This is a genomic window from Catenulispora pinisilvae (assembly GCF_015356865.1).
In the GTDB taxonomy this organism is placed as follows: Bacteria; Actinomycetota; Actinomycetes; order Streptomycetales; family Catenulisporaceae; genus Catenulispora; species Catenulispora pinisilvae.
In genome coordinates this window covers 34,532-47,138 of sequence record NZ_JAAFZA010000062.1, presented here as the reverse complement: position 1 = coordinate 47,138, position 12,607 = coordinate 34,532, and the positions used below count along the sequence as shown (strand labels likewise).

Genomic DNA, 12,607 nt, shown 5'->3' with positions numbered 1-12,607 from the left:
CACCCGCACCCGCCCCCGCACCAGGCGCCGGTCCCTGGGGGCCTCCGCCCGGCCAGTCGCCGTTCCCGCCCAGCCAGCCGCCGCCGGGCCAGCCGCCCTTCTTCCCGCAGCAGGGGCCGCCCCCGAGCAAGGGCAACGGGGGCAAGACCGCGGCGATCATCGTGGGTGCCGTGGTCGCGGTAGCCGCCGTGGTGTCGCTGGTGGTGCTCGCCACGCGGAGCAACAACAGTGGGTCCTCCGACGCTGTCGGGAACGCCGCGAAGTCCACGACTTCGTCGTCCGCCCCCTCCTCGACGCTGCCGACGTCCGTGCCGGGCACCAACTTCCCGACCGACTCCGCCGGCGCGTCCGGGTCGGACACCGGCGGGCCGTCCGACGGCTCCAGCGACACCGCCGGGGGCGATGTCACCGACACCGACTCGGCCGGGGACACCGACTCCCCGCCCGGGCTGACCTCGGCGCCGTTCGATCCGAACTCGCTCAACGCGATGCAGACCGACAAGACGCCGCTGGAGGTGAACGCGCTGGTGCCGCAGGACTTCACCGACGACAAGGGCGTGCACTACACGCTGAAGGCCGGCAGCGTGCAGCCGTGCGTGCAGACCGACATGTCCTCGAACATGCAGGACATCCTGACCTCCAACAGCTGTAGCAAGGAGATCGCGGCCGCCTATGTCGACGACAGCGGCCAGTACCTGGTCTCGGTGAAGGTCCTGCCGCTCCCCGACGAGCACACCGCGACCACCGTCTACAACGACCTCGCGCAGCAGTCGACCGCCGACTTCGGCATCTGGTGCCCGGAGAGCGGGCCCGGCTCCACGGCGTGCCAGGGCGACTACCAGTCGGCGACCATCAAGCAGTACCGCGAGCAGCAGCACCGCTACATCATCCTGTCGGTGGCGCTGGCCGTGAACCATTCACAGTCCACTGACATCACACCGTGGCTGGACGCCGCCGCGAAGAAGGCCGTGGACGGCTCCGGGCCGACCAACTGGTCCGGCAATCAGTAGCGGATACCCGTCGAGGCCAAGTTCGAAGGCCCAGTTCGAAGGCCCCTGCGATGCTCTTCGCAGGGGCCTTTGACACAACCACGATCAGCAAACCACAACCACGATCAGCAGACGCCGCAAGCGTCCTCCGCCTGGGCCGGAGCCGCCGGCTGACCGATCGACGGCATCCCCAGCGCCACGGCGGACCCCCGCCGCTGGGCCTCCGGCTGCTCCTGCCGAGCCTGCCACGCGTCGCCGGACCGGGTACGTCGCAGCACCTTGATGGCACTCCCGCCGTCCGCGCCGTCGGCGTTCAGGTGGTGCGGCGCCGCGTAGGTGACCTGCACCGACACCATGTCGCCGGGCCGCGGCAGCTCCTCAGCGGGAGTACCGCCCACAGCGAAGTGCACCAGCCGGTTGTCCGGAGCCCGCCCCGACATCCGCCGCGTCTCCTCGTTCTTACGTCCCTCGCCCTCGGCGACCAGCAGCTCGACGGTGTGCCCGACCTGCTTCTTGTTCTCCTCCCAGGAGATCTCCTCCTGCAGCGCGACCAACCGCTCGTACCGCGCCTGCACGACCTCCTTGGGCACCTGCTCCTCCATCGTGGCCGCCGGAGTCCCGGGCCGCTTGGAGTACTGGAACGTGAACGCGGCCGAGAACCGCGCCTCGCGCACCACGTGCATCGTCTGCTCGAAGTCCTCCTCGGTCTCCCCGGGGAAGCCGACGATGATGTCGGTGGTGATCGCCGCGTCCGGCATCGCCGCCCGCACCCGCTCGATGATGCCCAGGTAGCGGTCCTGCCGGTAGGAGCGGCGCATCGCCCGCAGCACGGTGTCCGAGCCGGACTGGAGCGGCATGTGCAGCTGCGGCATCACGTTCGGGGTCTGCGCCATCGCCGCGATCACGTCGTCGGTGAAGTCCCGCGGATGCGGCGAGGTGAAGCGCACCCGCTCCAGGCCCTCGATCTGCCCGCAGGCCCGCAGCAGCTTCGCGAACGCCTCCCGGTCACCGAACTCCGACCCGTACGCGTTGACGTTCTGCCCGAGCAGCGTCACCTCGCACACGCCCTCGGCCACCAGCGCCTCGATCTCGGAGAGGATCTCCCCGGGCCGCCGGTCCTTCTCCTTGCCCCGCAGCGCGGGCACGATACAGAAGGTGCAGGTGTTGTTGCACCCCACCGACACACTGACCCACGCCGCGTACGCCGACTCCCGCCGCGTCGGCAGCGTGGAGGGGAACACATCCAACGACTCCAGGATCTCAACCTGGGCCTCATCCTGCACCCGGGCCCGCTCCAACAACACCGGCAACGCCCCGATGTTGTGCGTCCCGAACACCACATCCACCCACGGCGCCCGCCGCGTGATCTCCCCCCGATCCTTCTGCGCCAGACACCCCCCGACCGCGATCCGCATCCCCGGCCGCCCCGCCTTCACCGAGGCCAGATGCCCCAGGTTCCCGTAGAGCCGGTTGTCGGCGTTCTCCCGCACCGCACAGGTATTGAGCACCACCACATCCGCCTCACTGGCCCCATCCGCCGCCCGCACATAGCCGGCGCCTTCCAGCAGGCCGGACAGGCGCTCGGAGTCGTGGACGTTCATCTGGCAGCCGTAGGTCCGGACCTGAAAGCTCTTTATAACTCGTTCCTCGGGCATGCCTACTAGGATAGGCGTTCGTCGGCAGTGTCGTGGGCCCTTGTGACCAGGCTGCGCAGCTCACTGAGGTAGTCCCGCCGCCGGATGTATCGAGTCCGGCGCGGCGCGCCTCCAGCCGATCACGCAGCGCCCCGCCGCCAACTCCCCTCGACCTGCCGCTCAGGCATGCTGGCGGGGTAAGCCAGCCGCCGCGCCTGGGCCTGGACGAGCCAGTTCGCCCACCGGGTGATGAACTCCTCCAGGTCCCCGGCTTCCACCTGCGTGAAGGGCCAGGCCACCTGGTGGACGGCGGTCGAACGGGCCAGCGCGGCGCGCGAGGTGGCGTCCGGGGCCATCGCGAACGGGGCGTACGACTCGATGATCCCGGTGGCCGGGTGCGTCATGAAGGCCATCTCGTACCAGCCGTACACACCAGCCTGTTGCGCGTCGCAGAACCACAGCGAGTGTTTGCGCCCGTCGTAGCCACGGAGCGGCGGGGTGGTCTTCACCGTGAGGGAGGCGTGCGCGATCACGTCGAACGGCAATTCGGCTCGGTCGCGCCACATACCGTTCACCGGCTCCACTGCGGACAGGTGCAGTTCCCCGGCGCCGAGCTGGAAGATCCATCCGGTGTTTCCGGGCGTCAGCGTCCCGTCGGAGGCGGTCTCCACGACGGCGTCGTGGAACTCGCCGGAGATAAGGGCGAACGGCTCCCAGGCCGAGTGCTGCAGCCCCGTGCGCCGGTCCTGCTCAACCTGATCGCTGAAGTCGCGAGCCTGCGCCGCCGCCTGCTGCGCCACGACGCTCTGGTTGGCCTGGGCCAGCCAGGTCAGGCCGGCGTAGGCGGGCGGCTGAGCGATCTTGCCGAGCCGGACCAGCACGTTCGCGGGGATCGGCCGGGACTGCGGCACCCACTCCCGCTTGTCGAACTTCAGACCGGTCACAGGCCCACTCCCTTTGTTCGTACTCCCTGAAGATGTCGTGGGGCCTCGGGAGCGCCCTGAAGGATCGAGCTCGTCCGACGCGTAGCCACACCCGCGATACGTCCACTCCACGATGGGTGTGTGGTACAGCCGACTACATCCGAGGCTCCGGTGCCGTTGTAAATGCCTTTGGCGACAGCCTTCACGATCTTTGCATCGCCGAAAGCCGCTACACGGGCCTCCTGATCATTGGCATCAGGATCGCGTAGGGCCTTAGCCGTGTACGTGAGTTCTGCCGCGCACGACGGGCCGTCCTCCTTAGGGTCACAACCGCCGCCGCTCAGTTGTTCCATCAGGCCGCCTGGGTCGGTGGCGGCGACTGGGTCGTTGCCGGCGTAGGCGTAGCCGTAGCCGTCTAAGATCTGTGGGTTACTGGCTTGGAAGACGGGGTCGGCGGAGATGAACCGTCCTGTGTTCGGGTCCTATTTGCGGGCGCCGATGCATACAAGTCCTGTTGTGGTGTCGGTGGTTTTACTTTACCAAGGAAGGTGTGGTCGTCCGGCCGTGGCTGGCCGTTTCATGTCAATGGCTGACGATCCAGTGCTCGGAGCGTACTGCTTCCACTGCGCCCTCGCTGACCGGGCTCGTGATCATCGAGCTCGACTGGCCGACAGCGTGCTGGGAGTCCGTATGGAAGAGATAGGCGAGTGACGGGCCCGCCTCGTCCACCGCGACCAACAGCCACCCGCCAAGTAGGAAGCTCGCGGCGCTCAACGTCTCATTCACGTTCAGGCTTCCCGCACGTCGAAGAAGACGTTGCTGAATAGCAGAAAAGTTCGGTCGGGCATGGTGCCGGTAGGGCGGATGCGTCTGGTAAGGCGGTCTCAGCGGCTGCTCAGGCGCCGCCCATAGCGATTGCTACTCAGTGCCCTGACGACGCATCAACGACTGTGATCGTCCCCTGATGAACTATCCTGAGCACCCAGCATGAATTGGTCCCAGCGTGCCTGCTGATCTGAATCGAGTTCAAGGCGAGGGAAGGTCGCAAAAAAGGCGTAGGCAAGGTTGATAACCTCCTTCAGCGATGCATCTTTCAAGTGCCCAAAATCACCCCTGGAAACATCCAGCGTGAATCTCCATCGCGCCCTGTCGTTCATCTCGACCATCACCATGCAACGGTATACATCTGCACCCTCCGAACCAGATATGACCATTTCGATATTCTTTATTTCACCGCAGTTTCGGCGAAACCAATCCGGGCGCCCGTTGGCGCTCCACCCGCTAGAGAGAGCAGCCTCCGTAAGTCGCTCCAGGTCTCCAACCGAAAGGATCTTGATATCGCTACACGACATCCGCCCACCAACCACTTCCCACGGCCAACGGAATTTGCCATTTCTACCGATCATCACCGCGCCTCTACATAGTTGATAAATATTTCAGTGTCCCAATCGATGTTCTCGTTTCCCGGGTCGGCAGCTCGTGCGAGCAACTGCGCCATCCTATGATTGCCTTGCCCAAGCTCATCAGACAGGCCTGCATTCGTTGCAAGATATTGCCCATCCTGCGGGAAGAAGACAGACGCTATCAGGTCGACATCGTCGAGTCCATTCGAACCGACCGCCTTGGATGCCATGAAGTCGTTTCCATGCGCCATCCCGCGGAGGGTTGCGACTGTGGCATTGGCCTCCGGTGCTGCCCCATTGAGTGATGCGTGCAAATCGCGATTCGCCTGCCATACATCCATGGGCAGCCCCATCGCGCTGCGTATCGAAGCCTGGTTACTAGCCCAACTACGGACGCCTTCCTTCGTGTGAGCCAAACTGGATGCCACCTGCTTGGCTCCCGCGCGGGCGCCGTCGGCGAGAAGCCCCGCGTCTCTCACCTTGCCCAGCCCTGTCGCCACAGTTGCGATATCGATAGCCTTCGATACCGCGTTCATCTGCCTTTTGGTGGCTATGCCGTGAGTCGATATAAAGTTGTCATACCAGTCAGTGAGTGATATTGACTGCGTATTTACCTCACCAGACGGGGCATTCGCTCCACCGCTGGTAATGGTTCGGTCCACGGTCGCCGTCGCGCCCGCGGAGATAATTTTGCTAATGGGGGTCAGCTGGAGGACAGTGTCCGCTTGGCTATTCAGCCAATGGCCAGCACCTGCAGCCACTACCCCGGCGTCGTGCGGCGTCTTGTTCAAGGAGCATGACCAACTGCAACTCGCCGGAGCCGTCGAGGTGTCCTGGCAGCCGTCTTCACCAGTACAGGGGTTGACGTAGTTCGGCGAATAGTTGGAGAAGGGGTCGTTGTTGATCTCACGGATCAGGCCTGAAGGATCAGAACCGTTGATTGGGTCATTTCCGGCGTAGGCGTAGCCACCGACAGTCTGCGGATCACCCTCCGAGAAGACTGGGTCCGCAGAGATAAAGCGGCCGGCGTTCGGGTCGTATTTGCGGGCGCCGATGTCGACGAGCCCTGTTGTGGTGTCGGTGGTCTTGCCGAGGAAGGTGTGGTCGTCGGGCCATGTGGTGACGGCCTTGCCGCGGCTTTGTCCGTAGGGGGTGGTGTAGCGGCGGTTGAGGATCTGGCCGTTGGCGGCGTTGATGGTGGTGTCGCCGGTTCCTTGACCGTCGCTGACTTCGTAGGTGATGCTGCCGCCGTTGGAGACGATCATCGTCGCTGCACCAGGGGAGGTGTAGTACCGGTTTCCGGAGACGATTCCGCCAGCAAGATGGATCTCGGCGGAGCCGAGGTAGAGACTCACGCCGGCGTTTGCGCCGCCCGTATCGCGGCGGATGAGCTGGTTGCCATCGGCGTCGTACAGGTATGTAGAAGTACTGTTGGTAGTGGCGTCGGTGACGGTGGCCAGACGGTTTTCGGCGTCCCAGGTGAGGGTTTGGTTGGGGCCGGCTGCGAGTTGGCGGCTGGTGGTATTGCCAGAGCCGTCGTAGTTGTAGGTGTCGGTGCTGCTGATCGGGCCGGTGCGGGTGACCTGGTTGAGCAGATGGGGTCCGGTGCCGCCGGTGGTTGCTGCGCCAGCAGTGTTGGTGGTTCCGGCGTTCGGGTAGCCGCTGGTGGCGGTGGTGTCGTTGGTAGTGTTGCCGGCGGTGTCGTAGTCGGTCTGGGTGGAGCGGTTGCCGGTTTGTGCGCCGTTACCCAGGCCTGCGGCACTGGCGGCGTCGAAGGTCCAGGACTGCCAGTAGGCGGCGGGGCTGGCCATCTGACCGGTACCGCTGCCGGTGATCTGGCCTGCCCGCGCGGTGGCCACGGTCGGTGGGTTGTTCTGCGTCGACGACGCACACGAGCCGAGGCCGCCCACGGCTGCGTTGGGCTTGGTCAGGTCGGTGGTGGCAGGTGGGCTCTGGTCGCCGGCGTCGGTCCAGGCGTTGGTGAGGCGGCTGGCGTAGTCGTAGGTGAAGCACTGGTTGTCCCGGGCTTGGGTCCCGGGGTAGTAGGAGCCGGTGACATTCCAGTCCTGAAGGTCCGCTGTCGAGGTGAGACGACCTGTCGCGTCATAGGTGTAGGAGACGTCGTCGATGCCGTATTTGTTGAGCTGGGCGGTGTTGTTCGGGTCGTCTCCGGCGGTGGCGTCGGTGAAGGTGTTGGTGACGCGGTTGGTGGCCTGGTCGTACTGGTTCTGTGTGACCACCTGACGCGGGTAGTCGCCGACGGTGCGAGACAGGATCTTGCCGGTCTGGTCGTACTGCGTGTCCACGAGGTCGTTGTTGGTGCCGCTGGACAGCAACAGCAGGCCGTCGGTGTTGTAGGAGTTGTAGACGGTGTCTGCTGGTAGTCCCCCGGCAGCGGGCAGGTCGATGTGGTCCAGCGCCCCGGTGTTTGGGGTGTAGTACATGTTGGTTTGGTACGGGCCGGCCAGTGGGCCTTCGGCGCTCGGGATGACGGTCTTGGTGCCGGTGGGCCGGTAGTCTGTGTCGTACCCGGTGGTTTGCGCAGTGTAGGCGCTGCCGTTGGCGCCGCCGACGTAGCGGATGGAGGCGTCAGGCTGGCCCTTGTCCAGGCTGTCGAAGGTCCATCCCGCCAGCTGCGCCGCGGGATTGGCGATCGCGGTGGTGCGGGCCTGGGCCAAAATGCTGCGGTCGGTGATCGAGCCGGCGTCGTATTCGCCGGTCTTACGGTTCAGGTTGTCGTAGGTGTAGGCCAGCACGTGACCGCGGCCGTCGGCGGTGGCCAGCATGAGTCCTGCGGGGTCGGACAGGGTGGTGGTGGTTCCGATGTCCGGGTCCGTGGTGGTGACGTTGCGCCCGGCCAGGTCGGTGACGGTTGTGGTCCAGGTGTTCTGCTTCGTGGCGTCGGTGACCGTGGTAGCAGTGCCTTCAGTGCCGCCTGGGTTGTAGGTGAAGCCGTATTTGGTGACGTCCGCATGGTCCGGGTTGCCATCAGGGGCGATCGGGTTGCCGGCGGCGTCGTGGTAGCTCCACAGCGCGGTAGTACGACCACGAACGTCTGTCACCGTGGAGGTTCCGCCGCTGGTGGCCTGGCCGTTCCCGGCCGGGGCGGTGACATCGGTGCGATCCATGCCGGGGTAGGCGGTGGTGGTTACGGCCCCGGGTAGCGGCTTGCCCATGGACTGCTGGGTGACGGTCAGCGGCCTGGACATCCCATCGAAGGTCGTGACGGTCTCCGATGGAATGCTGCTCTCGGCGAACTGTAGCCACAGCCCGCTCGGGGCAGGGCTCGCGTCGTAGTGCGCAGCGTAGGTCCTGAACGACCGCCCGAGACTGTCGTATTGGGTATCGGCGACGACTGTCCCGGCAGAGCCGTCCACCGGTGTGGACTGGGTCTGCACCGCGTCGCCGAACCCGTCGACCTCGGAGAACGATTCGCCGTAAGACCCGTCTTCCCGCAACGTCTCAGTCTGGACGTAGCTGTTGGGCGGCGGAGATGTCGGCGGAGTACCGCCGTTAAGTACGGTCGGTGCTACGCCGACCAGGTTGTAGGTGAACCGCTTGTTCGAGCTCGAGGCGGTCAGGCGGTCGGGCAGCCAGACGGAGGTGGGCTTCCCCATGCCGTCGTAGTACTCGTAAGTGGATCTGTTGTTAGGGTCTGTGGTCTGCTCTACCACTTGCCGACCTTGGTCCACGGTGTCGGTGGTGACCCAGCCGGCCGGGTTTGTGGTTCGAATACTGGTCGGCAGCGCGGCCTTATCCGGAGTGAAGATGGTCTGGGTCGTGTGCTGGTCCGGATCGGTCGCGGACATGACTCGGCCGTACCCATCAAAGGTCGCGGTCGTTGTGATCCACGTCAGGTTGCCGGAGGCGTCAACGTCGCTCGCCTTCTGCACGGTCGTCGGGTCCCCTACATCGGGGATGACGCCTGGGGTGGTCGATCCGTCGAACAGGGTCTGTTGTGCGGAGACGAGGTTCGCCTTGCTCGGCGCGGTCCCTGTCGCACACGTACCGCCGGGCGGCACGATCTGCGTGCTCTGCCAGTAAGAGACGGCGGTGCGCTCAAGGTCGCTCTGGTCGGTGGCGTACTTGGTGGTGGTGCACAGTTCCTGGAGTGTTCCGTCGTTCTTGTCGTCGGTGAGGATCAGGTGCCCGTTGCCGCCGACTGTGCCGGCCGTGAAGTTCGGCAGGCTGTTGTCATAGGTGTAGTCGATCTCCGCATGGCGGGTACCGGTGGTCACCCGGTCGTAGGTGACCTTCTTGGCGGTCTCGGCGAAGTGCGAGCGTTGGTCCGGCAAGCCGGGAGGCCGCTTGTGGGTGGCTGTGACGATTGTGGTGGGATCGACTGGCACATTGACCACGTCGGAGACGACGGTCGAGGAATTGTCGGCAGCGAAGGTCTGGACGTCGACGGGCGCCCCGGCCAGTGCGTTGTCGTCGCGAAGCCCGGGATCTCCTTGGTTGAACACGTCGTTGTGGTTGTCGTTCGCCCACACGTGCCCAGAGGAGTCCTGGAACGGGTAGGAAGCGTTACCGTCCTGGTCCATGCCTCGGAAGTACGTGGTCAGTGTCTTGCTGTTGCTTCCAGCTGCCGCGGCCCCGGTGATGGTCTGGACCTGCGAGAACCCTCGGAACTGGTCGAATGTGCGGTAAGCGGCGTCAGCCTGTTCGGAGTCGTTTGTGTGCCATACCGGTGTGCCGAGGAAGGTGTAGCGGGATACCCGGTCTGGCGAGATCCCCGTCGTGTCCACGGTCCGGACGGATGTGACGATGTATTTGTTGAACCAATCCAGAGTCGGCGCGGTGGCGTTGGGCTGGGTCCAGTACTCCGGATAGCACAGGCTGTTGTTCGCGGTGATCGTCGGCACAGGCGCAGGTGGGGCGTTGCAGTCGAAACTCGTGCCGCCCGCATTTCCCAAACCGTAGGTGACCTCAACGAGCGAGCCAAGGGTGTCGCTGATCCGGTCCAGGCGTAGTCGCTGGTAGGCCTGGGTAGCGGCAGAAGGCGACGCCTTCGCCCGGTTAGGCATAAAGCTGCCGTGCGTGTAGACCTCTGGGTCGGTGGTTTTGGCGGTGCTTCCGTCACGATTGGTTGTCCACCCTGTGTGGGTGATGCCCGCCAGCCACAGCGAGGGCCGGTCATCGGTAGAACCGCCAGTTACGGCATTGAACTGGTGTGGCAGGCCGTACTGGTCTACCGGCCGATACTTACCATCTAGATCCGCGTTGACATTGGTTGTGATCTGCGACAGTTGTTCGGTGTTGAAAAACGTGGGTGTGTAGTTGGTACACACGGCACCACCAGCCGTACCGTCCACGGTCCCAGCCGCAGTACAGTGCTGGTCAAATGGCGTGTCTACGAATGCAGCAGCATTCGCCGAGGTGATACCGGTGGATGCAATACCGCCGGAGACGGTCACCGTTGCCGTCGGGCACAGAGGGTTGTATCCAGCCTCGCCGCTATCTGAGATACAACGTGCAGCCGGGGTGAACACCACGTTCTCAGCTGGGGGGTAGGCAATGCGGTACGGGCGCAGATGATTGGCGGCCGCGATTGCCGAGGGGTTCCAGATAACATTGCCGGTGTCCCAGCCGTAGTCGATCTGTGCCAGGTAGCCGCCGGCCTGGTATTCGGTCGGGCTCGCCGGGGTGCCGCGCAGGTAGAAGTTCTCTTCCCGGGCGTAGGTGTAGCGGGCCAGGCCGCCACGCGGATCAACGACGAAGTCCAGGTTCCACCGCCAGCCGGTCCGACACGCCTTCGGATCCTTCGTCGGGTCAGCGCAAGCTGCCCCGGCCAGAGACCCGGCCCCGAACACCGGCACACCCCACGCCGAGTAGGTAGGCGCGTCATTGCCGCCAGCGCCGGGCAGCTGGTTGGCACCAAAGTAGTACTGGGTGCCATCCGTGGTAGTCACCCGCCAGTACTGGCCGCCGTCGCCGGTGTTCCCGTTGCTCGCACCGGAGAGCAGCTCTACCCGGGATCCGTCGTCCCCGGCGATCCTCCAAGTGCCTGTACCGTCGTCCTTGAGCAGTTCTCCGCCGCGGCCGCCGAAGGAGATGGTGGCATTGGGCGTCCCCCAGCACTCGTCGCTCGACGTGGGAAACCCAGCCTTCGAACATGGTTCGTAGGAACGCTCGATGTAGCCCGGGTTGTAGTCCCAGCCATCGCCGACCCACGAGCCCTGCGCGTTGGACACCGAGGTACGGCCATCGATGCTGGCAGAGTCGTAACTCAACGCGACCTTCGGAGCCACGCCGCCAAGTGCGGGCGGCACAGTGATCGGATAACTGTAGGTGAACGACCCCTCGTTGCCGCCCCCGGACCAGGTGTCCGAATCCTTCAACGGGGTGGCCGAGTAGTCGCCGTTGGCGCCGTTTGGCGCCGAGGTCGCGGCCAATACGATCGCCGCGCCCGTTTCGGAGCTGGCCTGCCCGCTTGCGGCAGCTGTGGCATCGCCTGGGATGGTGACTGTCGCAATGAGCCGGTGATGCGCACGGTCGTTGGTGAAAGCCACCGGCGTCTGGGTACGGCAGGCCGCTTCTTTCGGCGTGCTCAACGCGCAGCCGGGAAGGGTGACCAGCTTCAGCCGATCGGCGAAGTTGCCGCCGAAGGCATCAGAGAATCCGGAGTAGTCCAGAGCAACCAGCGCAGGGACCCCGACCGTCCCGCCATCGGCCCGCGCCAGAGTCAACATCACTGCGCTGGCCCCGGCGCTGGATGCCGCCGAATGATCGGCGACGGTCACGTTGACCTTCGCTGCTGGAGTCGTTGCAGGCGGCCGCGCTCCGCCGGTCTGCCCTGCCGCGGCTGCCGCGATACTGACCGGCGTACCCGGTACGGGGGCCGAGGAAGCGCTCTGGCCGGCGCCGCCGGCCGAGGATCCGGCATCACGTTGGGCCGGTGTCGGCGACAGGTCAACCACGACCGAGGCGGCCTTCGGCCACACAGTCGCCGGGACCTTGTACCCGGCCATCGGCTGAACCGCAACAGCAGAATGCGCCGTACTGCGGCTCACTGCCGCGATGGACGGCATCTTCGTCACCGGCCGCGGCTGCCACACCTTCGGATTGTGCGGCCCATGAGCAGCCCCAGTCGCTGCTGGACCGGACATCACAGCCAGTCCCATGGAACCGATCGCCACACACACCGCGAGACAGCGAAACCGCCTCTGAACAGCGCGGGAATCACTCGACGAACGCCATGCCCCCACCGGGCACCCCCTGGATGATCAAATCGCACCAAAGCATCGCCTAACCCGATCAAGGCGGCGCGGGGGACGATAACCAGGCTCGAACAGATCGTCCATATGCGGACCTTGACTCAAGGCTTGTTTATAACGATTTAGTCCCATGCCCTCGCTACCCAGAGTTAAATCAGAGTTCTGATACGAGGTGATTTCGACTGGTTTAGACCACCAAGATCGCCTCGCGGCGCCGACCGCAGGCTGTCGTCTATAACGATTCCGACAGCGCAGATCAGTTGCCAGCCCTTGAACCGTCCCCGTAAGTTGCGCACGCGCGCATGCTGGCGCGCGTTCAGCGCCGAGGAGGGCCGTTGATGAAACCACTTTCACGCGCGCGCAGAAGGGCCAGAATGGTGGCACAACGACTTTTCATCTGCGTAGTTAGCGTCACCCTCTTGCTGTCTTTGGCAAGCACGG

At 64.9% G+C, this 12,607-nt stretch carries 5 protein-coding genes and 1 pseudogene; 1 reads left to right on the top strand and 5 read right to left on the bottom strand.

What is annotated here, in order from left to right; genetic code table 11:
* Positions 1–1,010: pseudogene (locus tag IZR01_RS19045) on the top strand (hypothetical protein); the annotation flags it as partial.
* Between the two features lie 104 nt (positions 1,011–1,114).
* Here the strand turns inward: IZR01_RS19045 and miaB are convergent.
* From miaB to IZR01_RS19020, 5 genes are all read right to left on the bottom strand, one after another.
* Positions 1,115–2,644: a tRNA (N6-isopentenyl adenosine(37)-C2)-methylthiotransferase MiaB gene (gene miaB, locus IZR01_RS19040; RefSeq protein WP_194924607.1), complete on the bottom strand. Its 1,530-nt coding sequence runs from the start codon at positions 2,642–2,644 to the stop codon at positions 1,115–1,117.
* A 119-nt stretch (positions 2,645–2,763) separates the two neighbouring features.
* A complete protein-coding gene (locus IZR01_RS50715; protein WP_228559761.1) occupies positions 2,764–3,567 on the bottom strand; it encodes a hypothetical protein in 804 nt (267 codons plus the stop codon).
* Between the two features lie 561 nt (positions 3,568–4,128).
* Positions 4,129–4,332: a hypothetical protein gene (locus tag IZR01_RS19030; RefSeq protein ID WP_194924606.1), complete on the bottom strand. Its 204-nt coding sequence runs from the start codon at positions 4,330–4,332 to the stop codon at positions 4,129–4,131.
* A gap of 155 nt (positions 4,333–4,487) precedes the next feature.
* Complete coding sequence (locus tag IZR01_RS19025; protein ID WP_194924605.1) at positions 4,488–4,718, bottom strand: hypothetical protein; 231 nt, start codon at positions 4,716–4,718, stop codon at positions 4,488–4,490.
* 233 nt (positions 4,719–4,951) lie between these two features.
* Entirely contained in the window at positions 4,952–11,980 is a 7,029-nt protein-coding gene (locus IZR01_RS19020) for an RHS repeat-associated core domain-containing protein (RefSeq protein WP_228559774.1), read from the bottom strand.
* Positions 11,981–12,607: the final 627 nt, after the last annotated feature.

What these genes read in the sequence shown, in the direction of transcription:
- miaB (WP_194924607.1), bottom strand. Translation starts at nt 2,644, where the DNA reads ATGCCCGAGGAACGAGTTATAAAGAGCTTTCAGGTCCGGACCTACGGC.
- IZR01_RS19025 (WP_194924605.1), bottom strand. Translation starts at nt 4,718, where the DNA reads ATGGTGATGGTCGAGATGAACGACAGGGCGCGATGGAGATTCACGCTG.
- IZR01_RS19020 (WP_228559774.1), bottom strand. Translation starts at nt 11,980, where the DNA reads ATGCCGTCCATCGCGGCAGTGAGCCGCAGTACGGCGCATTCTGCTGTT.